The sequence below is a fragment of the Streptomyces sodiiphilus genome, assembly GCF_039529215.1.
Lineage (GTDB): Bacteria > Actinomycetota > Actinomycetes > Streptomycetales > Streptomycetaceae > Streptomyces > Streptomyces sodiiphilus.
Window position 1 is genome coordinate 35,128 of the sequence record NZ_BAAAMJ010000033.1, and the last position, 22,604, is coordinate 57,731.

The 22,604-nt window shown below is 72.6% G+C and carries 16 protein-coding genes; 3 read left to right on the forward strand and 13 right to left on the reverse strand.

The genetic code is table 11. The annotated features are described in order from the left end of the window. Positions 1 to 112: 112 nt before the first annotated feature. Positions 113 to 1,483 carry a M16 family metallopeptidase gene (locus ABD299_RS17195; protein WP_425581358.1) on the reverse strand — a complete coding sequence of 457 codons (1,371 nt, stop codon included), beginning with the start codon at positions 1,481 to 1,483 and terminating at the stop codon, positions 113 to 115. Positions 1,484 to 1,500: 17 nt separating this feature from the next. Continuing rightward, a complete protein-coding gene (locus ABD299_RS17200) occupies positions 1,501 to 2,850 on the reverse strand; it encodes a M16 family metallopeptidase (RefSeq protein ID WP_344263362.1) in 1,350 nt (449 codons plus the stop codon). Between the two features lie 198 nt (positions 2,851 to 3,048). Between ABD299_RS17200 and ABD299_RS17205 the strand changes: the two genes are divergently transcribed. Beyond that, on the forward strand, positions 3,049 to 5,523 hold the full coding sequence (locus ABD299_RS17205; protein ID WP_344263364.1) for a DNA gyrase/topoisomerase IV subunit A: 2,475 nt from the start codon (positions 3,049 to 3,051) through the stop codon (positions 5,521 to 5,523). A 10-nt stretch (positions 5,524 to 5,533) separates the two neighbouring features. Here the strand turns inward: ABD299_RS17205 and ABD299_RS17210 are convergent, their stop codons facing one another. Next, the gene (locus ABD299_RS17210) at positions 5,534 to 6,700 is read right to left on the reverse strand and encodes a CobW family GTP-binding protein (protein WP_344263366.1); all 1,167 of its coding nucleotides are present in this window, start codon (positions 6,698 to 6,700) and stop codon (positions 5,534 to 5,536) included. Between the two features lie 253 nt (positions 6,701 to 6,953). Between ABD299_RS17210 and ABD299_RS17215 the strand changes: the two genes are divergently transcribed. After that, a complete protein-coding gene (locus tag ABD299_RS17215) occupies positions 6,954 to 7,868 on the forward strand; it encodes a ferredoxin family protein (protein ID WP_344263368.1) in 915 nt (304 codons plus the stop codon). A gap of 15 nt (positions 7,869 to 7,883) precedes the next feature. Here the strand turns inward: ABD299_RS17215 and ABD299_RS17220 are convergent, their stop codons facing one another. Further along, complete coding sequence (locus ABD299_RS17220; protein WP_344263370.1) at positions 7,884 to 10,001, reverse strand: DNA gyrase/topoisomerase IV subunit B; 2,118 nt, start codon at positions 9,999 to 10,001, stop codon at positions 7,884 to 7,886. Positions 10,002 to 10,427: 426 nt separating this feature from the next. On the opposite strand from ABD299_RS17220, the gene ABD299_RS17225 reads away from it, so the two are divergent. After that, positions 10,428 to 10,658 (forward strand): DUF7455 domain-containing protein, encoded by a 231-nt coding sequence (locus tag ABD299_RS17225; protein ID WP_344263372.1) that lies wholly within the window; start codon positions 10,428 to 10,430, stop codon positions 10,656 to 10,658. Positions 10,659 to 10,788: 130 nt separating this feature from the next. Here ABD299_RS17225 and ABD299_RS17230 read toward each other — a convergent pair whose 3' ends face one another. The 9 genes from ABD299_RS17230 to ABD299_RS17270 form a co-directional block, all read right to left on the reverse strand. After that, positions 10,789 to 11,616 (reverse strand): S1 family peptidase, encoded by an 828-nt coding sequence (locus tag ABD299_RS17230; RefSeq protein WP_344263374.1) that lies wholly within the window; start codon positions 11,614 to 11,616, stop codon positions 10,789 to 10,791. A 154-nt stretch (positions 11,617 to 11,770) separates the two neighbouring features. Next, complete coding sequence (locus tag ABD299_RS17235; protein WP_344263376.1) at positions 11,771 to 13,372, reverse strand: RNA polymerase sigma factor; 1,602 nt, start codon at positions 13,370 to 13,372, stop codon at positions 11,771 to 11,773. Positions 13,373 to 13,672: 300 nt separating this feature from the next. Beyond that, positions 13,673 to 14,587: a FadR/GntR family transcriptional regulator gene (locus ABD299_RS17240; protein WP_344263377.1), complete on the reverse strand. Its 915-nt coding sequence runs from the start codon at positions 14,585 to 14,587 to the stop codon at positions 13,673 to 13,675. A 218-nt stretch (positions 14,588 to 14,805) separates the two neighbouring features. After that, positions 14,806 to 16,623, reverse strand: coding sequence for an ABC transporter ATP-binding protein (locus ABD299_RS17245; RefSeq protein WP_344263379.1), 1,818 nt, complete (start codon positions 16,621 to 16,623; stop codon positions 14,806 to 14,808). A gap of 101 nt (positions 16,624 to 16,724) precedes the next feature. Beyond that, entirely contained in the window at positions 16,725 to 17,462 is a 738-nt protein-coding gene (locus ABD299_RS17250) for an NUDIX hydrolase (protein WP_344263381.1), read from the reverse strand. Positions 17,463 to 17,492: 30 nt separating this feature from the next. After that, the gene (locus ABD299_RS17255; protein ID WP_344263383.1) at positions 17,493 to 18,683 is read right to left on the reverse strand and encodes a DUF4192 domain-containing protein; all 1,191 of its coding nucleotides are present in this window, start codon (positions 18,681 to 18,683) and stop codon (positions 17,493 to 17,495) included. Between the two features lie 187 nt (positions 18,684 to 18,870). After that, positions 18,871 to 21,030, reverse strand: a complete 2,160-nt coding sequence (locus tag ABD299_RS17260; protein ID WP_344263385.1) for a RecQ family ATP-dependent DNA helicase — start codon at positions 21,028 to 21,030, stop codon at positions 18,871 to 18,873. A gap of 77 nt (positions 21,031 to 21,107) precedes the next feature. After that, positions 21,108 to 21,812 (reverse strand): ribonuclease HII, encoded by a 705-nt coding sequence (locus tag ABD299_RS17265; RefSeq protein ID WP_344263386.1) that lies wholly within the window; start codon positions 21,810 to 21,812, stop codon positions 21,108 to 21,110. A gap of 67 nt (positions 21,813 to 21,879) precedes the next feature. Further along, positions 21,880 to 22,563, reverse strand: coding sequence for a histidine phosphatase family protein (locus ABD299_RS17270; protein ID WP_344263388.1), 684 nt, complete (start codon positions 22,561 to 22,563; stop codon positions 21,880 to 21,882). Between the last annotated feature and the right edge of the window lie 41 nt (positions 22,564 to 22,604).

Sequence of the window (22,604 nt, forward strand, 5' to 3'; positions counted from 1 at the left end):
CGCGCGGAGCCGGCCGCGGACGGGCAGGAGCCCCTCGGAGCCACCGGTGCGGCGGCCCCGAGGGGCTCCGGAGCCCGGGAAGCCCGCGGGAGCGGTGCCGCCCCCGCGGTGTTCAGGCGCCCCCGATCACCTTGACCTCCCCGATGCCCAGCTCCCGGACGGGTGCGGCGATCTGCTCGGCGTCCCCGACGAGCACCGTGACCAGCCGGCCGGGCGGGAAGGCCGCGATCACGGCGGCCGACGCCTCGACGGTGCCGGTCCCGGCCAGCCGGGCATACAGCTGTGCCTGGAAGTCGTCCGGCAGTTCCTGCTCCACCTGGTCGGCGAGCGTCCCGGCGACCGCGGCGGCCGTCTCGTACCGCAACGGCGCCACGCCGACCAGGTTCTGGACCGCCACATCGCGCTCGTCGTCGGTCAGGCCCTCCTCCGCGAGAGTCCGCAGCACCTGCCACAGGTCCGCCAGCGCGGGGCCGGTCACCTCGGTGGCCACCGAGCCGTGGACGCCCAGCATCGCCGCGCCGTCCCCGCGGGCGGAGGACCTCAGCACCTGGCTGAAGGCACGGACCCCGTAGGTGTAGCCCTTCTCCTCCCGCAGGACGCGGTCCAGCCGGGAGGTCAGCGTTCCGCCCAGGCAGTAGACGCCCAGGCTCTGCGCCGGCCAGACACGGTCGTGGCGGTCGGGACCGGGTCGGCCGATCAGCATCTGGGTCTGCACCGCGCCGGGGCGGTCCACGATCACCACCCGGCCGGTGTCGTCACCGTTGGCCGGGGCGGCGGGCACGGGCGCGGGCGCTGGGCCGGTCCAGGCCCCCAGGGTGTCCTGGAGGACCGCGTCGAGGTCGATGCCGGACAGGTCACCGACGACGACCGCGGTGGCGGCGCCCGGCCGCACGTGGGCCTCGTAGAACGCCCGCACCGCCTCGGTGCCGATCCCCCGGACGCTGTCGGCGGTGCCCTGCCGGGGCAGCGAGAACCGGGAGCCGGCCGGGAACATCTCCGCGTACAGCGCCATCGCGGCCCGGCGGGTCGGGTTGGCCAGCTCGTGCGGGATCTCGTCCAGCCGGTTGCGGACCAGACGCTCGATCTCGCTGTCCGGGAAGGCCGGAGCGCGCAGCGCGTCAGCGAGCAGTTCCAGTCCCCGGGCCAGCCGGGAGGCGGGGACCTCCAGGGACAGGCGGATGCCGGGGTGGTCGGCGTAGGTGTCCAGCGTGGCACCGCAGCGTTCCAGCTCGGCGGCGAACTCCTCGGCGGTGTGCCGGTCGGTTCCCTCGGCCAGCGCCCTGGCCGTGATCGTGGCCACGCCCTCCAGGCCCTCCGGCTCGGCCGCCAGCGGCGCGGGCACGCAGACCTCGACGGCGATCACCTGCTGGCCGGGACGGTGGCTGCGCAGCAGCGACAGACCGTTGGGCAGGGCGCCACGGTCCGGCGCCGGGAAGGCCCATGGCCTGGGCTGCCCGCCGGAGGGCTGCGGGTGGAGATCCATGGTGGGCGTCACGTCGGTCACTTGCCGGCCCCTTCTGCGTCGTCGTCACCGGCGGTGTCCGCGGCGTCCTGCTCGGTCGGTTCGTAGACGAGGACCGCGCGGTTGTCCGGACGGAGCCGCGCCGCGGCGACCGCACGCACCTCCTCCGCGGTGATGTCCAGGATCCGGCCGACCGCGCCGAGTGCCAACTGTGGATCGCCGAACAGCACGGCGTACTTGCACAGTTCGTCCGCGCGGCCGCCGACCGTGGCCAGCCGGTCCAGCCATTCGCGCTCCAGCTGGGCCTGGGCCCGCTCCATCTCCTCCTTCGTGGGGCCCTCCTGCGCGAACCGGGCCAGCTCCTCGTCGACGGCGGCCTCGATGGCCGCCACCTCGGCGTCCCCGGAGGCCTTCACGTCCAGCCATCCCATCGAGGGCGCACCGGCCAGCCGCAGCAGGCCGAAGCTCGCCGCGACGGCCGTGCGGTCGCGGCGGACCAGACGGTTGTAGAGCCGGGAGGACTCCCCGCCGCCGAGGGCGGTCAGGGCCAGATCGGCGGCGTCGGCCTCCCTCGTCCCGTCGCGGGGCAACCGGTAGGTGGCCATCAGGGCGCGAGCGGGCACGTCCTCACGGACGGTCTCGCGCATTTCGGCCCCGATGATCCCGGGGAGCTCCCCGTCACGCGGCGGACGCTTGCCGTCGTGGCCGGGGATCGATCCGAAGTACTTCTCGACCCAGGCGAGGGTCTCCTCGGGGTCGATGTCGCCGACCACCGCGAGCACCGCGTTGTTGGGGGCGTAGTAGGTGCGGAAGAACTCCCGGGCGTCCTCCAGGGAGGCCGCGTCCAGGTCGGCCATCGAGCCGATCGGGGTGTGGTGGTAGGGGTGCCCGTCGGGGAAGGTCATCGCCGTCAGCTTCTCGAAGGCGGTGCCGTAGGGGACGTTGTCGTACCGCTGGCGCCGCTCGTTCTTCACCACGTCCCGCTGGTTCTCCAGGGACTCCTCGTCCAGCGCGGTCAGCAGCGTGCCCATGCGGTCCGCCTCCAGCCACAGCGCGAGTTCCAGCTGGTGGGCGGGCATCGTCTCGAAGTAGTTGGTGCGTTCGAAGCTGGTGGTGCCGTTGAGCGAGCCCCCGGCCCCCTGGACCAGCTCGAAGTGGCCGTTGCCGGGCACCTGGGCGGACCCCTGGAACATCAGGTGCTCGAAGAGGTGGGCGAGGCCCGTGCGGCCGGGGACCTCGTGGCGGGAGCCGACGTCGTACCAGAGGCAGACCGCCGCGACCGGCGTCAGATGGTCCTCGGAGAGCACCACGCGCAGGCCGTTGGCCAGCCGGTGCTCGGTCGCTGTGAGCCCGCCGGTGGCGCCTTGCGGGGTGGCCGTGTGGGCCATGGGATGCGGTCCCTTCACTTGATCGGTCGAGACCTTGTCACCTTATGCAACAGGACCGGCCGCGCGAGAGGTTCCGCGGCCCGCTGCCGGCGCCCGTCGGTGGCCGCGCGCCCGGGGCGGGCACCGGCCTGTCACCGGCCGGGTCCACAATGGTCGGCGTCAGCCCCGTCCGTACGCACCGAAGGAGCCCCTGCCGCGATGGCACGCCGCAGTACGAAGACCCCGCCCCCCGGGGGAGATTTCGAGGAGCGCATCCTCGACATCGATGTCGTCGACGAGATGCAGGGCTCCTTCCTGGAGTACGCCTACTCGGTGATCTACTCCCGTGCGCTGCCGGACGCCCGGGACGGCATGAAACCGGTGCACCGCCGGATCCTGTACCAGATGCACGACATGGGACTGCGTCCCGACCGGGCACACGTGAAGTGCGCCCGGGTCGTCGGCGAGGTGATGGGCAAGCTCCACCCGCACGGCGACTCGGCGATCTACGACGCGCTGGTGCGGATGGCACAGCCGTTCTCCATGCGGCTGCCACTGGTCGACGGACATGGGAACTTCGGTTCGCTGGGTAACGACGACCCGCCCGCCGCCATGCGGTACACCGAGTGCCGCGCGGCCCCGGCGGCCGGACTGATGGTGGACTCCATCGACGAGGACACCGTCGACTTCGCGCCGAACTACGACGGCAGCGAACAGGAGCCGGTGGCGCTTCCCGCCGCCTACCCGAACCTGCTGGTCAACGGCTCCAGCGGGATCGCGGTCGGCATGGCGACCAACATGCCCCCGCACAACCTCGGCGAGGTCATCGCGGCCGCCCGGCATCTGATCAGGCATCCGGGGGCCGACCTGTCCACCCTGATGCGGTTCGTCCCCGGCCCCGACCTGCCCACCGGCGGGAAGATCGTCGGGCTGGACGGCATCCGGGACGCCTACGAGAAGGGCCGCGGCACCTTCCGGATGCGGGCCACCGTGAGCATCGAGCAGGTCACGGCCCGCCGCAAGGGGCTCGTGGTCACCGAGCTGCCGTTCACCGTCGGCCCGGAGAAGGTCATCTCCAAGATCAAGGACCTCGTCAACGCCAAGCGGCTGCAGGGCATCTCGGACGTCAAGGACCTGACGGACCGGCAGCACGGCCTGCGGCTGGTCATCGAGATCAAGAACGGCTTCAACCCCGAGGCCGTGCTGAGCCACCTGTACAAGCTGACGCCGATGGAGGAGACCTTCGGCATCAACAACGTGGCCCTGGTGGACGGCCAGCCGCTGACCATGGGGCTCAAGGAGCTGCTGGAGGTCTACGTCGACCACCGCTTCACGGTGGTCCGGCGCCGCAGCGAGTTCCGGCGGGGGAAGCGGCGCGACCGCCTGCACCTGGTCGAAGGGCTGCTCGTCGCGCTGGTCGACATCGACGAGGTCATCCGCCTCATCCGGTCCAGCGAGAACGCCGCGCAGGCCAAGGAGGCGCTGATCGCCCGCTTCGGCCTGTCGGATGTCCAGACCCAGTACATCCTGGACACCCCGCTGCGGCGGCTGACGAAGTTCGACCGCCTGGAGCTGGAGGCCGAGCGGGACCGGCTGACCGCCGAGATCACCGAGCTGACCCGGATCCTCGATTCGGACGCGGAGCTGCGCAAGCTGGTGTCCTCCGAGCTGGCCCAGGTGGCCAAGAAGTTCGGCACCCCGCGCCGCACCGAGCTGATGGAGAACGACGGGGCCCAGGTCGCCGCGGTGCCGCTGGAGGTCGCCGACGACCCCTGCCGCGTCATGCTCTCCTCCACCGGACTGCTGGCCCGTGTCGCGGAGGGCGGTACGGCCTTCGGCGGGGAGACCACGGGCTCCTCCGCGGGCACCAAGGGGCGCGTCAAGCACGACGTCGTCATCTCCGCGGTACCTTCCACCACGCGCGGCGAGGTCGGCGCCGTCACCTCGGCGGGCCGTCTGCTGCGGCTGGCGGTGGTCGATCTCCCGCAGCTTCCGGAGGACGACCCGGTGCGGAGCCTGGCGGGCGGGGCGCCGCTGTCGGAGTTCCTGACCCTGGAGGACGACGAGCGGGTGGTCTGCCTGACCACGCTGGACGAGTCCTCCCCGGGGCTGGCCATCGGCACCCTGCAGGGCGTGGTGAAGCGGGTGGTTCCCGACTACCCGCCGAACAAGGACGAGCTGGAGGTCATCGCCCTGAAGGAGGGCGACCGGATCGTGGGGGCCGCCGAACTGCGGACCGGAGAGGAGGACCTGGTGTTCATCACCGACGAGGCGCAGCTGCTGCGCTACCCGGCCTCCCAGGTGCGTCCGCAGGGCCGGCAGGCGGGCGGCATGACGGGCATCAAGCTCGGCGGACAGGCCCGGGTGCTGTCCTTCACCGCCGTGGACCCGGCGGGTGACGCCGTGGTCTTCACGGTGGCGGGCGGCAGCGGGACTCTGGACGCCTCGCTCGGCACCGCCAAGCTGACCCCGTTCGACCAGTATCCGCGCAAGGGGCGGGCCACCGGTGGTGTCCGCTGCCAGCGCTTCCTGAAGGGCGAGGACCACCTGGTGTTCGCCTGGGCGGGCGCGGCACCGGCGAGGGCGGCCTCGAAGACCGGCGCCCCGGTGCAGCTGCCCGAGCCGGACCCGCGCCGGGACGGATCCGGTGTGCCGCTGGCCAAGCCGGTCGCGGTGGTGGCAGGGCCGGTGTAACCAGCCGCGGTCACCGGTGGCGGGCCCGGACGGCGGGCCCGCCACCGGTGCCGTAGCCGTCCGGCCCGTCCGGGGCCCCGGGCTCGTGCGGGCCGCCCGGGTCCTCCGCATCGCCCGGGTCCTCCGGGGTATCGTCCTCCGGGCCGTCGGTGAAGCGCAGCACCCCCCACATGGCGGCGGGGCCGGACTCCTCCGGACCGGCCCCCGCACAACCCTCCAGGTCCCTGATCAGGGCCGCGGCGTCGATTCCGGCCCCGATGAGAACCAGCCGGGTGAGCCGCTGCTCGCCGCGGGGCCACGGCTCGGGCCGGAACCGCAGAAAGCGGCCGACGGCGTGGAGCACGTACCGGTGGTGCTCGCCCTCGTCCGCGTCGAAGTGCACGAAGCCCTTCATCCGGTACAGACCCGCCGGCCTGTTCTCGAGGAACGACAGGAATCTGCGAGGGCTCAGCGGCCGGGTACCGGTGAACTCCGCGAGGTCGTAGGCCGCGTGCAGGTGGTTCCCGTGGCCGTCCTCGTCCCCGTCGTCGCACAGGTCCTCGAAGGAGAGCTGGCGCGGCCCCTCGGCCCGCGCGCGGGCCGCCTCCCGGTCGAAGAGCAGGGCCGGATCGACCCGGCCGTGCGAGGCGCACACGACCGGGGTGCCCGGTGCCAGTTCCCCGAGCAGGGCGACCAGGCCGCGCCGGGTGTCCTCGGTGACCCGGTCCGTCTTGTTCAGCACCACCAGGTCGGCCACCGCCAGGTGGCGGTCCAGCCGCGGATGCCCGGCCCGGGTGGCCGTGAACTCGGCCGCGTCGGTCACCTCGACCAGGCCCCCGTAGACGATCCGGTCGTTGTCGCTGGCCAGCAGCATGCGCACCAGGGTCCGGGGCTCGGCCAGGCCGCTCGCCTCGATCACCACGAGGTCGATGCCGGCGGCCGGGCGGGTGAGCCGCTCCAGGGCCAGGTCCAGATCCTCGGTGTCCACCGCGCAGCACAGACAGCCATTGCCGAACGACACCATCGAGTCGACCTGCCCGGCCACGGCCATGGCGTCGATCTCGATGCTGCCGAAGTCATTGACGACCGCACCGATCCGTACGCCCCGCCGGTTCCGCAGCAGGTGGTTGAGCAGGGTGGTCTTCCCCGCTCCGAGAAATCCCGCGAGGACGATCACCGGGATCCGCTCGCCGGTCACGGCAGACTCCTTCCGCTCCGGGGAGACACCCCGGCAGGTCTCGGTTCTCCGGTCAGGTCCCGGTGGAGGACCGGGCCCACCGGCCCGTGCACGGGATGCCCGTCCACACAGGGCACGGTATCCGGCATTCGCCCGGGCGCTGCCATCGCCCGGTGGGCCGCCTCACCGCGCCACGGCGCGGCCACTGACCGCGGGAGTACGACCGGGGCGCACTCTGAGCCCTGCGCGCCCTGAGAAGGTTAGGGTCGCCTCTGTGAGCACCTGTGCGACCCTCTCCAGAATCCAGGCGGAACCGCTGGCCGGCACCGCCCCCACCGCCGCTGCCTGGCTTCTGGTGGAACAGTCGGGGCCATGGGGTGCCAAGGCCCTGACCCAGAGCCGGCTCGACCCCGGCCTCGGCCGGTCGCTGGAGGCCGCCGCCAAGGGCACCGGCGTGCGCGTCGCCCTCATCCGGCGCCCCGGCCGGCACGCGGAGCAGAACCCCGGCGGGCGGCGGCGGATAATCGTGGCCCACACCGGCCCCGGTAACGCCTGGGTACGCACCACCACGCTGACCGACCCGCGGGAACTGACCCGTCTCGACCTCGGCCGGCTCGGTGCCGGGGACCACGGCGGTCTGTGGGAACCGTACCGGGACGACCCGCTCGCCCTGGTGTGCACCAACGGGCGGCGGGACCGGTGCTGCGCGCTGCGTGGCCGGCCGCTCGCGCAGGAGCTGACGGCCGGCGGCTGGGGCTGCTGGGAGATCACCCACATCGGGGGCCACCGGTTCTCCCCCACGCTGCTCACCCTCCCGCACGGTTACGTCTACGGCCGGGTGACCGGAGTCCTCGCCAAGGGCGTCCTCGCGGCGCTCCAGGACGGGCGGATGGTCCGCGACCACTGCCGGGGACGTACCGCCTGGGAGGGCCCCGGGCAGGCCGCCGAGCTGGCTGTCCGGGCACTGACCGGCGAGGACTCCGCCGACGCCCTGACGGTGCCCGGCCGGGAGAACGGGCCCGGGGACGGCCGGGAGGGGCGGCGGGTCACGGTGACACACCGGGACGGCCGCCGCTGGCTGGTCACGGTGGACCGGGAAACCTCGGGCCCGCCGCTGCCCGCCAGTTGTGGCGCCGAGCCCGAGCCCCAGCCCCGGATGGCCGTCCGGGGCATCGCCCCGCTGCCCTGACCTGCTCCGGTCCGCTCAGGTGTCGATTCGGGAGCGGTCCAGCGTCGCCGCCGAGCTGGTGATGAACTCCCGGCGCGGGGCCACCTCGTTGCCCATCAGCAGGCTGAAGGCCTGCTCGGCCGCGTCGAGGTCGGCGATGTTGATACGGCGCAGGGTCCGGTGGCGCGGATCCATGGTGGTCTCGGCCAGCTGGTCGGCGTCCATCTCGCCCAGACCCTTGTAGCGCTGGATGGACTCCTTGTAGCGGACGCCCCGGTGCTCCAGGTCCAGCAGGGTGTCCCGCAGCTCGCTGTCCGCATAGGTGTAGATGTACTTGTCCTGCCCCTTCTTCGGGCTGACCAGCTCGATCCGGTGCAGCGGCGGCACCGCCGAGAAGACCCGGCCCTCCTCCACCATCGGCCGCATGTACCGCTGGAAGAGTGTCAGCAGCAGGCAGCGGATATGCGCGCCGTCGACGTCGGCGTCGGCGAGGAAGATCACCTTGCCGTAGCGGGCCTGGTCGATGTCGAAGGTCCGCCCGGACCCGGCTCCTATCACCTGGATGATGGCGCTGCACTCGGCGTTCTTGAGCATGTCGGCGACCGAGGACTTCTGGACGTTGAGGATCTTGCCGCGGATCGGCAGCAGCGCCTGGAACTCGGAGTTCCTGGCCAGCTTGGCGGTGCCCAGGGCGCTGTCCCCCTCGACGATGAACAGCTCGCTGCGCTCCACGTCGTCGCTGCGGCAGTCCGCGAGCTTGGCGGGCAGCGCCGAGGACTCCAGGGCCGTCTTGCGCCGCTGGGCCTCCTTGTGCTGGCGGGCTGCGATCCGGGTGCGGGCGGCGGCGACCGCCTTCTCCAGCACGGCCCTGGCCTGCTGCTTGGCGTCCCGCTTGGTGGAGGTCAGGAAGGACTTCAGCTCCTTGGCGACCACCTGGGCGACGATGCGGGAGGCGGCGGAGGTACCCAGCACCTCCTTCGTCTGCCCCTCGAACTGCGGTTCGGCCAGCCGCACCGTGACGACGGCGGTCATGCCCTCCAGGGCGTCGTCCTTGACGATGTCGTCCTCGGCGACACGGAGCATCTTGGCGGAGCGCAGCACCTCGTTGACGGTCCGGGTGACCGAGCGCTCGAAGCCCGAGACGTGGGTGCCGCCCTTGGGCGTCGCGATGATGTTGACGAACGACTTGAGCGTGGTCTCGTAGCCGGTCCCCCAGCGCAGCGCGATGTCCACGTCCAGCTCGCGCTTGACCTCGGTGGGGATCATGTGACCGCGGTCGTCGAGCACCGGGACGGTCTCCTTGAAGGATCCCTGGCCCTGGAGCCGGAGAACGTCGCAGACCGGCTTGTCGGGGGCCAGGTACTCGCAGAACTCGCTGATCCCTCCGTCGTACCGGAAGACCTCCTCGACCGGCTCCGCGCCGTCGACCCCCCGCTCGTCACGGACGGTGATGGTCAGGCCGGGCACCAGAAAGGCCGTCTGGCGGGCGCGCGCGTACAGGTTCTCCAGCGAGAGCCGGGCGTCCTTGAGGAAGATCTGCCGGTCGGCCCAGTAACGGACCCGGGTGCCGGTCCGGTCCTTGGGGATCTTCCTGCCCTTCAGGAGCCCGTTCGCCGGATCAAAGGGCGCGGTGGGACCCGGCTCGGTGAAGATCCCGGGGGTACCCCGGCGGAAGCTGATGCTGTGGGTGCGGCCCCCCCGGTCCACCTCGACGTCCAGACGGGCGGAGAGGGCGTTGACCACCGAGGCCCCGACACCGTGCAGACCGCCCGAGGCGGCGTAGGACCCGCCGCCGAACTTGCCTCCCGCGTGCAGCTTGGTCATGACGACCTCGACACCGGACAGGCCGGTCTTGGGTTCGACGTCCACGGGGATGCCGCGCCCGTTGTCACCCACCTCCACCGAGCCGTCCTCGGCCAGGAGGACGTCGATGCGGTCGCAGTGTCCGGCCAGCGCCTCGTCGACGGAGTTGTCGATGATCTCCCACAGGCAGTGCATCAGGCCGCGGCTGTCCGTGGAGCCGATGTACATGCCGGGGCGCTTGCGCACCGCCTCCAGGCCCTCGAGAACGAGCAGGTGCCGCGCGGTGTAGTTGCTGCCGGTGTCGGACCCGGTCAGCAGGGCGGCGGACGGCACAGACGTGTCGGCGGTCACGCGGTTTCGCTCCTCGCTGAATTCTGCTTCTGGTGGCGGGTTCGCCGCTCAGAGGGTACCGAGGCCTTGCGCCGCAGGTGCGCGGCCACCCTGGGGAGGATCAACCCTACCCCCGGCTCGATCGCACGTTCGACAACTTCTCGTCCTGACGCGTACATCACGTTCCATTCGAGGCATGAACCATTTAGGCTCCGGGCACGTCCTCCTCAACACGGAAGACTCCGGATACACCGAGGTAGCCGGACATACAACCGCAACAACGTGAAACCCGAGCAACACAAGCTATACGGCTCATTCGCCGCCACCGGCAGCGTTCAGCCACCCCTCGCCGGCTTTTTCCGAGGAAAGGCCACGAGCGGGAACGTTTTCGGCCTGGTTGGATGTTGACCCTGGTACGACAGCTCGTCGAGCTAGAGAAGAGGCGACGTGACTACTGTTCTGACCCCCGCGACCCCCCTGACGGCCGGCGACCGCTGCGACCGCTGTGGCGCGCAGGCGTACCTGCGAGTGGTGCTCAACAACGGCGCCGACCTGCTGTTCTGCGCCCACCACGGCCGCAAGTTCGAGCCGGAGCTCAAGAAGATCGCCGCGGACATACAGGACGAGACGGAGAAGCTGACCGCGGCTCCCTCCACCGCGAGCGAGACCGAACGCTGACTCGCACAGCGCTGACCTGACGCTTCGCGTCCCCTACGACGGGCTCGGCCGGCCGGCGGCCGGATCACGGGCGGTGACCCTCCAGTGCGGAGGGGCACCGCCCGCAGCTCTTTCCGGGCCCAGCGAGCCCTCAGCGGTGCGCCAGTCCCGCGGCCACCAGTTCGTCGGCGATCACCGAGACCCGGCTGTACACGCCTGGCTGCCCCGGTTCACCGCAGCCACTGCCCCAGGAAACCAGGCCGACCAGCCGGCCGTAGGCCACCAGCGGCCCTCCGCTGTCCCCCTGGCAGGCGTCCCTGCCACCGCTCCACACCGCGGCACAGAGCATCGACTCCGGGTCGAAGACCCCGGCCGTACTGTCCCGGTAGGCCGAGGCACAGGAGGTGTCCGCCAGCAGACGGACCCGGGCCGAGTGCAGTTCCATCGCGAAGCTTCCCCGGCCGCTGGTGTCCCCCCAGCCGTAGACATCCGCCGGGGTCCCCGGCGCGTATGCGGGGTCCCCCTCGCCGGCCAGCGGCACGGCGTGGTGGGCGGGAAGCGGTTCGGAGAGAATCAGCACCGCGAAGTCACCGGCGTTGGTGCGTCTGTCGTGGCCGGGATTGATCCACAGCGAGCGGACCGGGATCTCCCGCCCCTCGTCCTTGCGCAGATCACTGCGCCCCGCGATCACGGTGAGATCGCGGATGTCCGCCGGGTCCACCCCCGTCACCTGCGGGCTCAGGCAGTGCGCGGCCGTCAGGACGGCCCGGGGGCCGACCACGGCGCCGCCGCAGAACTGGCCGGAGCGGTGATCCCCCAGGTGGGCCCGACTGGCCACCGCGACCGCCCACGGGTGCTCGGCGGCCCCGACCGGGTATCCGCCGACGATCACCTCCTCGGCGCCGGCGGCCGACGGCAGGACGGCGGGGGGCAGGCTCAGCAGGAGAGCGGTGAGCAGCGACCGGACATGATGAGACATGGGCAGCTCCTGACCGTGTGAGGTCTTCCGGCTACCCAGGGTCGGACGGAGGCTGGGCGCTCGCATCCCGGACGCGTGCGGAAATGATGACGGACGGTGACCGTCCGCCGGAGCGGACGGTCACCGGCCGTGTTCCACCGGTCGGGTGCGGTGATCAGTCGAGGTAGTCCCGCAGCACCTGCGAGCGGGACGGGTGCCGCAGCTTGGACATGGTCTTGGACTCGATCTGCCGGATCCGCTCACGGGTCACGCCGTAGACCTTGCCGATCTCGTCCAGGGTCTTCGGCTGCCCGTCGGTGAGCCCGAAACGCATCGAGACGACTCCCGCTTCGCGCTCACTGAGCGTGTCCAGAACAGAGTGCAACTGCTCCTGCAGAAGAGTGAAGCTGACCGCGTCTGCGGGGACCACCGCCTCGGAGTCCTCGATGAGGTCGCCGAACTCGCTGTCGCCGTCCTCACCCAGGGGGGTGTGCAGTGAGATGGGCTCCCGGCCGTACTTCTGGACCTCGACGACCTTCTCCGGGGTCATGTCGAGTTCCTTGGCCAGCTCCTCCGGAGTCGGCTCGCGGCCGAGGTCCTGGAGCATCTGCCGCTGGACCCGGGCCAGCTTGTTGATGACCTCCACCATGTGGACAGGGATGCGGATGGTGCGCGCCTGGTCCGCCATGGCACGGGTGATGGCCTGCCGGATCCACCAGGTCGCGTAGGTGGAGAACTTGTAGCCCTTGGTGTAGTCGAACTTCTCGACCGCGCGGATGAGGCCGAGGTTGCCCTCCTGGATGAGGTCCAGGAAGAGCATTCCCCGCCCGGTGTAGCGCTTGGCGAGCGAAACGACCAGGCGGAGGTTCGCCTCCAGGAGGTGGTTCTTCGCCCGGCGGCCGTCCTCGGAGATGATCTCCAGCTCCCGCTTGAGCTTGGGAGCGATCTTGTCCGAGCCGGCCAGTTTGTCCTCGGCGAAGAGCCCTGCCTCGATCCGCTTGGCCAGCTCCACCTCCTGCTCCGCGTTGAGGAGCGGAACCTTTCCGATCTGCTTGAGGTAGTCCTTGACCGGATCGGCGGTGGCACCGGCCGCCGCCACCTGCTGGGCGGGGGCGTCGTCCTCGTCCTCGTCCGACAGGACGAAGCCCTCGTTCTCCTGCTTGCCCTCGCCGGGGGTCTCCGGGCCGCCCTTGCCGGCCTTGGCCGGCGGGCCCTCCACAAGTTCCTCGTCGCCGTCGAGGAGCTCGTCGGCCACCGGCTTCTCGGCCTTCTTGGCCGCGGTCTTCTTGGCAGTCGTCTTCTTGGCGGCGGTCTTCTTTGCCGTGGTCTTCTTGGCAGCGGTCTTCTTGGCGGCGGCCTTCTTCGCCGCCGTCTTCTTGGTGCTCTGCTGATCGGGGGCGGCCCGGCCGGCGGCGTCCGGGCCGTCTGCGCCCGTCTCACCGGACGGGGCCGTGGGCTGTGGGGAACGCGCGGTCCTGGACGTGACCGCCTTGGTCGCGGTGCGCTTGGCCGGGGTCTTGGCCGCGACACTCTTGCGGGTGCGTTTGGGAGTCTCGGCGGCACTCACCATCAGCGTCACGCCCTCCTCGTCGAGGATCTGGTTGAGGCTGCGCAGAACGTTCTTCCACTGAGTCGGCGGGATCTGGTCAGCCTCGAAGGCCCGGCGGACGTCATCCCCGGCGATCTGCCCTTCTGCCTTTCCCCGTTCGATGAGCGCCATCACTGAATCGGACTCGGCGATCTCCGCAGGGAGCGTACGGGAAGTGCTGGCCGACACGAACAACCTCTCGGAACTCTGGGGACGGCTTGGCCCCGCCCACGGGGAGCGGAACCGCGGCCGGCGGCAGGGATGTGCCGACGGCTTCGGTGTGCGGCAGTGACGGACCACGGCACTCGCGAGCACCGGCGGCCGAGTCACGGCTGCCACCTCTTGAATCATCGCGCTGCTCCCCGAAGTGTTACGCCGCAACAGCGTGTCCCGAGTCACATCGCACGCTCGACTGTAGCGGGCCCACGCACATGCGTCGCCGGAGCCCGGTGCGGATGGGCCCGGCGACGCGGCTGCGGAGGCTCCGGGTCAGTGCTCGCGCGGGGCCGGAACCACGTGGTCGGGCCCGGTCTCGGCCGGAACCTCGAGCTCCAGCGGGGCCGCGAGCAGCTGGCGCATGGCGCTCTCGGCGGCGGCGGGCTCACCCGACCCGATCGCGTCGACGATGCGCTGGTGACACCCGACCGATGCCTCGGTCGGGTGTTCGCAGCCCGAAACCGCTCCCCCGGAGACCTGGAGCGCCGAGGCGACGATTCCGGACAGGTGGGCGAGCATCCGGTTGCCGGCGGACTGCAGAAGCAGACCGTGGAACTCGGTGTCGGCCCGCGAGAAGGTCAGCGCGTCGCCCTGGCCCAGCGCCTGGGTCATGATGTCCACCATGTCGCCCAGGCGCTGCCGGACTTCCTCCCGGCTGTCTCCCGCGGCCAGCCGGGCCGCGAGCGGCTCGATGGTCCAGCGCAGCTCGCACAGCTCGCGGCGCTGGTCCTCCCGCTGCGGCCCGAAGGCACGCCACTCGATGATGTCCGGGTCGAGCAAATTCCAGTCGCTGACGGGGCGGACCCGGGTGCCGACGTTGGGCCGGGCGCTCACCAGGCCCTTCGCCTCCAGCACCCGCAGGGACTCGCGGACGACCGTCCGCGAGACCTCGAAACGCTGCCCGATCTCCTCGGGCACCAGCGGGCGGTCGGCCCCGAGGTCACCGGAGACGATCATCTGACCGAGCTGTTGGACGAGTTGGCCGTGCAGGCCACGGCCCCGGCTGCCCGCGGCGCGGCGGCTCGCCCGGCCCATGGCCGCGTCGGCGCCCTCCCACGCGGGAGCACTGGTGGTGCGGGCCGCGCCGGTGGATTCGGCGTAGGCGTAGCGGTTGAGCTCGCCGGAGGCGGCCGGGCCCTGGTCGGCGGAGCGGGAGGCGGTCATCATGGAGTGCGCAAGGGTAGTCACGCCATCCTTTGTCGGCGGCACGTGGAGTCACCTTGAGGTCTTTGGTGAAAAGCACACGAAAGGGTGATCATCGGCCGCTCCGCCATTGACGCCGCACCCCCGAAAACCGGGCTCACGCGCCACGTGGTCATCTTTTCGTACTGGCCAAAGCGTCCGGTTGTGCGCCCCTGGAACGGATGAACGATCGCCTCCGTGCAAGTCCGGCGTCCGGCATCCGCTCAGCGGGGACCCCGGCGCAGCCCCACCACGGCGTACCCGGCCAGCAGCACCACCAGACTCAGTGCGAAGGCCCAGCCGACCGGCTGCGTGGCGTGCGGCACGCCGGCGGCGAGCCACCTTTCCGCCGCCGTGGGCAGCGGCAGGCCGGTGAGCGCCTGGAGGCGCGCGGGGAACCCCTCGATCGAGCGGGCCGCCGGACCTTCCAGAAGGTGACGGAGCGCCGGCGCGAGGACCAGCGGCACAGCCGTCACCGCGGCCAGCCCCGCCAGGACCGAGCGGAACACCCCCGCCGCCAGCAGCCCTGCCCAGGCGCAGCAGACCGGAAGTGCGGCGAGACCGGCGAGCACGGGCCACTCCGGCATCCCCACCGGAGCCTCCGGCCCCATAAGAAGAGTGAGGGCGGCCCGGTTCAGGGCCACCCCCGCACCGCACAGCAGCAGGGCGGCGGCCCCGGCCACGGCGGTCTTGCCCAGGAGCAGGCTCAGACGCCTGGGCACCGGCACCTGCGCCGGCACGAGTGCGGGATACCTGAACTCCTGGGCGAACGACAGCGCACCCAGCAGCCCCGCCGCCACCGCGACAGGGGGAAGCGGCAGCGGCGGCACCCAGCCGGTGAGCACCCGGTCGGAAGCCGGCGCTCCCGTCAGTGCCTGCCAGAAGGCACCGAGGAGGCCGATGAGCAGCGCCGCGGCCATGATCCACCAGCCGGCGCGGACCCCCGCCCAGCGGCGCAGCTCATAGCGCAAGGGCCAGGCCGGCCCCGGCGGCGGCAGGACGGGCATCCGTGGCGGCACCGGCCCCCGTTCCGCCGGTACGCCACCCGCCGGTGCGGTGGGTGCGGCCGGCACGGCGGTGACAGCCTCGCCCCGCGACGCACCGACTACGGCCCGGCCGTCGGCCCGGTGCAGTGGTCCGGCCCGCTCGCGGTCACCGGCATCGCCCAGTTCCTCGGTCAGCAGGTGCACCAGGATCCGGTGCCGGTAGGCGGTCTCGCCGACAGTGGCGCAGGAGGAGCCGTAGACGGCCAGACGGCTGCCGGACTCACGGACGATCTCGGTGCGCTCACCGCCGGCGTCCGTGCGGGAGGCCCGGAACTCCTGGGTGAGCACCGCGGCGAGACGGTCGGTGTGCGGGGTGCACACCACGACCCGGGGCCGCAGCCGGGTCCTGGCGAAGTCCGGGCACTCCTGGTCGGCCACCAGGCGGCCCGCCTCCAGGGAGACCACCCGGTCCGCGACGCCCACGGCCTCCTTGGGTTCGGAGGCGGTGAGCAGCACCGCGCCCCCCTGCTCCGCGTACCCACGCAGCAGGCCGTGCAGCCAGGCTCGCTCCCGCGCCGACAGGCCGGCCGCAGGGTCGTCGAGCACGAGCGTGTGCGGGTCGCCCAGCAGAGCCGCGGCGAGCCCCAGCCTGCGGTCCATGCCCAGGGAGAAGGATCCGAGCCGGTGGTCGGCCAGCCCGCTCAGCCCGACGACGTCCAGAACGTCATCGGCCCGGCCGGAGGGGACCCCGCAGGCGGCGGCGAGCATCCGCAGGTGTCCCCGGGCGGTCCGGCCGGGATGACCGGGCACGTCCCCCAGCAGGGTTCCGATCTCGCGCGGCGGGTGCGGCACCCGGTGCAGGGGCCGGCCGCGGAACAGGGCGACCCCGCGCCCCGGCCGCAGACGGAGCATCAGCCGCAGAGCGGTGGACTTGCCCGCCCCCTCCGGTCCGAGCAGCACGGTCACCCGGCCCGGGCGGGCCTCGAAGGTGAGATCGTCAACGGCCGGCGACCGGCCGCGCCGGGGGGCACTGGTGAGTCCGATGGCCTGGATCATCGCGTCTCCCGCTGAGGATGCACCCTGGCACCATAACGGGGCATACCGGATTCTTCGGGCTACGCCTTCCCGGGGCCTGTCGCGCGGGAAGCGGCGGGCCGCTACGCCTCGGGGCGGAGCATCGGCGGATTGAGCAGCGTGGCCCCGCCGGCCCGGAACAACTGTGCCGGGCGCCCGCCCTGACGCGTCGTGGTCCCGCCGGTGGGCACCAGGAACCCCGGGGTTCCGGTGACCTTGCGATGGAAGTTGCGCGGGTCCAGCGAGACCCCCCACACCGCCTCATAGACCCGGCGCAGTTCTCCCACGGTGAACTCCGGGGCGCAGAACGCGGCCGCCAGGGAGGAGTACTCGATCTTCGACCGGGCACGCTCGACTCCGTCGGTCAGAATCCGGGCGTGGTCGAAGGCCAGTGGCTCCGGCGCCGCCCCGCCCGGGCCCGCGAGCAGCGAGGCGACCGGCACCCAGCGAGCCCTCTCGGCGTCACCGCCCGCGGTGGGGGCCGGGAGGTCCGGAGCGAGCACCAGGTGCGCGACACTGACCACCCGCATCCGCGGGTCCCGGCTCGGATCGCCGTAGGTCGCCAGCTGTTCGAGATGTGCTCCCGCATGGCCCTCCGACTCCTGCGGGCGCAGCCCGGTCTCCTCGGCCAGCTCCCTGACGGCCGCGGTGGCCAGATCCTCGTCCGCCCGCACGAAGCCGCCGGGCAGGGCCCACCGGCCCCGGAAGGGCTCCTCACCACGACGGACGGCCAGGGCACACAGGGCGTTCCGGCGGACGGTGAGCACGACCAGGTCGACGGTGACGGCGAACGGCGGATAGACCGACGGGTCGTAGGGCATGTCGTGATCATAGGTGCCCCGCACCGCCGTTCATGGCCTGCGGTCGGCCCGCAGCCTGCGCATGCAGCGGCGCAGCGGCTCGGGATCCAGCCCGCTGTTGCACGCCTGCAGGAGCAGCCGGGCGAAGGTGTAGTCCGGATCCGCCTCCAGCGCCCGGCTCAGTGCGATACGGGCTGCCGGGCCGTCCCCGGTGGACCACGCGACCCAGCCCGCGAGCGTGAGAGGGGCTGCCGCGTGCCCGGCGTAGGCGCCCACGCATCTGCGGGCCAGCGCCCGCCACAGCCTCAGTGCGGCGGCCGCCCCGGCTCCCTCCATCCACTCCGCGGCCCGGTCCCGGGTGACGCGGTCCTGCAGACCGAGGATCAGACGGGCCGCGTCCTGGGAGGTCAGCAGGGCGTCGTCCCGGGCGTCCTCACCTTCCGCGGAGCCCTTCGGAACCGCGGCCCCCTGCGGGGTGCCGGCCGGGCCGGTGACCCGGCGGAAGCGGCCCAGCATCCGCTCGGCCAGCCGCAGGGTCTCCTCCCGCACGGCGGCGCAGTCCGTCCGCCCGGCCAGCATCCGCGGGACCAGCTCCGTCGCGGCCAGATCCAGCGCCCCGGTCTGCCGGGCCACCACGGGCGGCGAGGCCAGCGGGACCAGAGCGCGCTCGAGGTCCCGCAGGGAGCCCCGCACCCGGATGCCGGCCCGGGCCGCGGCGGCGGCCATCGGAGAGGTACCGCCCCATGGTGGCCCGCCGCCGGGCGGCCGGTTCCCGGGAGTACCGGCCCCGTTGCCGCAGTACGACCGGAAGCGGGTCCGGGTCAGGTGAAGCGCTTCGTGCACCGGGACGTCCAGGGCCCCGCAGGCCGTGCGGAGCGACTGGGCGAGCGGGCGAAGAAGTTCCGTGACTTCCTCCGGGGAGTTGCCGGCCGCCGGCTCCCGGCACAGGTAGACCACGGCGGCGTCCGGCCGTCTCCCGTCGCGGGCGAGACTGTTGTCGACCAGGCAGGACGCCAGCCGCAGGGCCAGCTCCGGCCAGTCGCCCGCCGATTGCGGGATGCCGGTGCGGATGCGGCCGCCCAGGCGTCCGCGCCGGCCGTGCAGTCCGATGAGGACGACGGAGTCGTCGGGGTAGTAGCCGAGCAGGTACGGGAGGGCATCGGCCAGTTCGGCGGGGCCCCGCAGCGTGACGCGGTGGCTCTCCCGCGACGGAGCCGGAGTGGGTTCTGTGGGTCGGGTCATGCCCGAAGCGTGCCGTCGGCCCGGCACGGGCCGCCGCGGACCGTCCACAGCCGACCGGGACAATCCGACGATCAGAGCGGTTGTCCCCAGACCGGCCCGCCTTCCGGGCTCGCTATCGGGGTGCGTGGCACCGATACGGCGCGCGCTGCCGGTCCCGCCCCGCGGAGCGAGCCCGGACGGTGGGACCTCAGCCTGTCGCGGCGAGGGTCAGGGGGAGGACCTTCTCGCCGCCTGCCCGGCGCAGCAGGCGGGCCGCTACGGCGAGGGTCCAGCCGGAATCCGTGTAGTCGTCCACGAGCAGGACAGGTCCGGGGGAACGGGCCAGCTCACCGGCCATGTCCTCCGGGACGGCGAAGGCGCCGGACAGCGCCCGCAGGCGCTGGGCGGAGTTGCTGCGGCGTGCCGTGTGCGAGGCGTCCGGACCGGTGTGGGCCAACGTGCCCCAGAAGGGCAGGCGCCCGGCGTCCGCGACACCCCGGGCGAGGGACTCGACCAGTCGCGGGCGGGACAGGGACGGCACGGCGACGACTCCCACCGGTCGGGCGGAGGCATCCGGGACGCCCGGCGCCCAGCCCCCAGGCGAGCGGGCCCAGTCGGCCAGAACCGTCACCGCGGCCCGCAGGACATCGCCGGGGACCGGCCCGTCGGGGGCGTCGTCGGCCAGCAGCGGGCGCAGCCGGTTGCCCCAGCCGATGTCCGACAGGCGCCCCAGGGCGCGGCCGGTGGAGCACTGCTCGCCGGCCGGAATGCGCCCCTTGAGATCGATGCCCAGCGCGGCCATTCCCGTCGGCCACATGCGGCGCGGCCCGACCTCCACACCCGGGCGGTCCAGTTCCTTCGCCGCATCGGTGAGCGTCTCCTCCGGGACGGCGGAACTGGTCCAGGCGCCCGCGCAGTTGTCGCAGCGGCCGCACGGGCTCGCTCCCTCGTCGTCCAGTTGCCGGCGCAGGAACTCCATCCGGCACCCGGTCGTGCTCACGTAATCCCGCATGGCCTGCTGCTCGGCCGCCCGCTGACGCGCCACCCACGCGTACCGCTCCGAGTCGTACACCCAGGGCTCGCCGGTGGAGATCCAGCCGCCCTTCACCCGCTTGACCGCCCCGTCCACGTCGAGCACCTTCAGCATGGTCTCCAGCCGGGTGCGCCGGAGATCCACCATGGCCTCCAGGGCGGGCAGGGACAGCGGCCCCCCGGCGTCGGCCAGGGCCGCGAGGGTCCGGCGGACCTGCTCCTCGGGCGGGAAGGCGGTGTCGGCGAAGTAGCGCCAGATCGCCTCGTCCTCCCGGCCCGGCAGCAGCAGCACGTCGGCGTGCTCCACGCCGCGGCCCGCCCTGCCGACCTGCTGATAGTAGGCGATCGGCGAGGACGGCGATCCCAGATGGACGACGAACCCGAGATCGGGCTTGTCGAAGCCCATGCCCAGCGCCGAGGTGGCGACCAGGGCCTTGACCCGGTTGGCCAGCAGGTCTGCCTCGGCCTGCAGCCGGTCGGCGTTCTCGGTGCGCCCCGTGTAGGAGGACACCTCGAAGCCGCGCTGCCGGAGAAAAGCGGTGGTCTCCTCGGCCGCCGCGACGGTGAGGGCGTAGATGATCCCCGAGCCCGGCAGCTCGTCCAGGTGCCCGGCGAGCCAGGCCAGGCGGTGCGCGGCGTCCGGCAGTCGGACCACGCCCAGCCGCAGGCTTTCCCTGTCCAGCGGCCCGCGCAGCACCAGTGCCTCCCCGGTACCGGTGCCCAGCTGCTCGGCGACGTCCGCCGTGACGCGTGCGTTGGCGGTTGCCGTGGTGGCCAGCACCGGCACCCCGGGGCCGAGCCCGGCCAGCATCGCCCGCAGCCTCCGGTAGTCCGGCCGGAAGTCGTGCCCCCAGTCGGAGATGCAGTGCGCCTCGTCCACCACCAGAAGGCCTGTCGTGGCGGCGAGCCCGGGCAGCATCCGCTCGCGGAAATCCACGGAGTTGAGGCGTTCCGGACTGACGAGAAGGACATCCGTCCCGCCGCGGGAGACCTCTTCGTGGATGGCCTCCCACTCCTCCGGATTGGACGAGTTGATCGTTCTGGCCCGGATACCGGCCCGCTCGGCCGCCTCCACCTGGTTGCGCATCAGCGCCAGCAGCGGCGAGACGATCACCGTCGGGCCCGAGCCGCGGCGCCGCAGCAAGGCCGTGGCGACGAAGTACACCGCCGACTTCCCCCACCCGGTGCGCTGCACGACCAGGGCGCGCCGGCGCTCCTCGACCAGGGCCGCCACCGCCTGCCACTGGTCCTCCCGCAGCCGTGCCGACCCCTTCGGCGCCCCCACGAGCTCGGCAAGGACGGCATCGGCTTCGGCACGGAGCTCCGGATCGTTCATGGCCCCTATGCAACCCGATGGCACGGACAGCCGGCCACCCGCCCCGCAGGCGCCCGCAGGCCCGGGCGCGCGGCGGCTCAGAACATCCCGAGCTGCCCGGCGTCCTCCAGTGCGGCGGCGTCGGCCGCCTCCCGGTGCGAGGGCAGTTTCAGGTGTCGCCAGCGCGGCAGGGCGTCCAGGTAGGCCCACGACAGACGGTGATGGGGCGTCGGCCCGTGTTCGCGCAGTGCCTCCCGGTGCACCGGCGAGGGGTAACCGGCGTTGCTGTCGAAGGCGAACTCCGGGTGCTCGGTGCCGAGGTCGGCGAGCATCGCGTCCCGGCGCACCTTGGCAATGACGGAGGCCGCGGCGACCGCGACGCAGGACTGGTCGCCCTTGATCACCGTCCGGACCCGCCAGGGCGGCCCCAGGTAGTCGTGCTTGCCGTCCAGGATCACCGCGTCCGGGCGCTCGGGGAGACCGGCCAGCGCGCGGCCCGCGGCCAGTCGCAGCGCGGCGGTCATCCCCAGGGTGTCGATCTCCCGGGGCGAGGCGTGCCCGAGGGCGTACGCGGTGACCCACTCGCCGAGCACTGAGGCGAGCTCCGTGCGACGCCCCACGGTCAGCAGTTTGGAGTCGGTGAGGCCTTCGGGAGGCCGGCGCAGACCGGTGACCGCCGCGCAGACCGTCACCGGCCCCGCCCATGCGCCCCGGCCCACCTCGTCGACTCCCGCCACGATCCGCGCGCCGGTGGTGGCGCGCAGCGAGCGCTCGACTCGGTGGGTGGGCGGATCGGCAGCCATGGCGGGGCTCAGCCTAGCCTCCGGCTCCCCGGCCCCTGCCCCTGCCCCCGGCGGGCCGGCGGCGGCCTCAGGTGCGGCGCACATAGGCCTCCCCCCAGCCTTCGAACGGCCGCTCGGGGGTGTGCCAGTGCTCGAACGGCCGGTCCAGGTGATAGCGGCCGTCCGGCCCCAGGATCAGCTGCCGGCTCTCGCCGTTGCCCGGGTTCGACAGCGACTCGAACTCGGCCACCGTCCAGTGCAGCCAGCGCATGCAGAACAGCCGCATGGTCAGTCCGTGCGTCACCAGCAGGACGTTCGGGGGGTGATCGGGCGCCGCGAAGCTGCGCCACAGACTCTCCAGGAAGGCACCGACCCGGTCGTACACATCCGCGCCCGACTCCCCGGAGGCGAAGCGGTAGAAGAAGTGGCCGTAGGCGTCCCGGGCCTTCTTCTGCCGGGCCACGTCCTCGCTGTCCTGCCAGTTTCCCCAGTCCTGCTCGCGCAGCCGGGGCTCCTCGCGCACCCTCACCAGGCCGGGGTCCAGGCCCAGCGCCCGGAACGTCTGGTGGGTGCGCCGGTAGGGCGAGACGTACGCGGAGACCCGCTCCCCGCCGATCTCGGCCCGCAGCCGCTCCCCCGCGGCCTCGGCCTGCCGCAGCCCCTTCTCCGTCAGCTCCAGGGCATGGTCGGGAATCCGCTCGTACACGGAGTCGTCCTGGTTGCCCTGCGATTCCCCGTGCCGGAGGAGAACAATGCGCCGCGGTTGTGCCATACCGCCCAGCCTAGTGCCGCCCGCCGGCCCGGCCGCCCGCT

What these genes read in the sequence shown, in the direction of transcription:
- ABD299_RS17195 (WP_425581358.1), bottom strand. Translation starts at nt 1,483, where the DNA reads ATGGATCTCCACCCGCAGCCCTCCGGCGGGCAGCCCAGGCCATGGGCC.
- ABD299_RS17200 (WP_344263362.1), bottom strand. Translation starts at nt 2,850, where the DNA reads ATGGCCCACACGGCCACCCCGCAAGGCGCCACCGGCGGGCTCACAGCG.
- ABD299_RS17205 (WP_344263364.1), top strand. Translation starts at nt 3,049, where the DNA reads ATGGCACGCCGCAGTACGAAGACCCCGCCCCCCGGGGGAGATTTCGAG.
- ABD299_RS17230 (WP_344263374.1), bottom strand. Translation starts at nt 11,616, where the DNA reads ATGTCTCATCATGTCCGGTCGCTGCTCACCGCTCTCCTGCTGAGCCTG.
- ABD299_RS17245 (WP_344263379.1), bottom strand. Translation starts at nt 16,623, where the DNA reads ATGATCCAGGCCATCGGACTCACCAGTGCCCCCCGGCGCGGCCGGTCG.
- ABD299_RS17250 (WP_344263381.1), bottom strand. Translation starts at nt 17,462, where the DNA reads ATGCCCTACGACCCGTCGGTCTATCCGCCGTTCGCCGTCACCGTCGAC.
- ABD299_RS17255 (WP_344263383.1), bottom strand. Translation starts at nt 18,683, where the DNA reads ATGACCCGACCCACAGAACCCACTCCGGCTCCGTCGCGGGAGAGCCAC.
- ABD299_RS17260 (WP_344263385.1), bottom strand. Translation starts at nt 21,030, where the DNA reads ATGAACGATCCGGAGCTCCGTGCCGAAGCCGATGCCGTCCTTGCCGAG.
- ABD299_RS17265 (WP_344263386.1), bottom strand. Translation starts at nt 21,812, where the DNA reads ATGGCTGCCGATCCGCCCACCCACCGAGTCGAGCGCTCGCTGCGCGCC.
- ABD299_RS17270 (WP_344263388.1), bottom strand. Translation starts at nt 22,563, where the DNA reads ATGGCACAACCGCGGCGCATTGTTCTCCTCCGGCACGGGGAATCGCAG.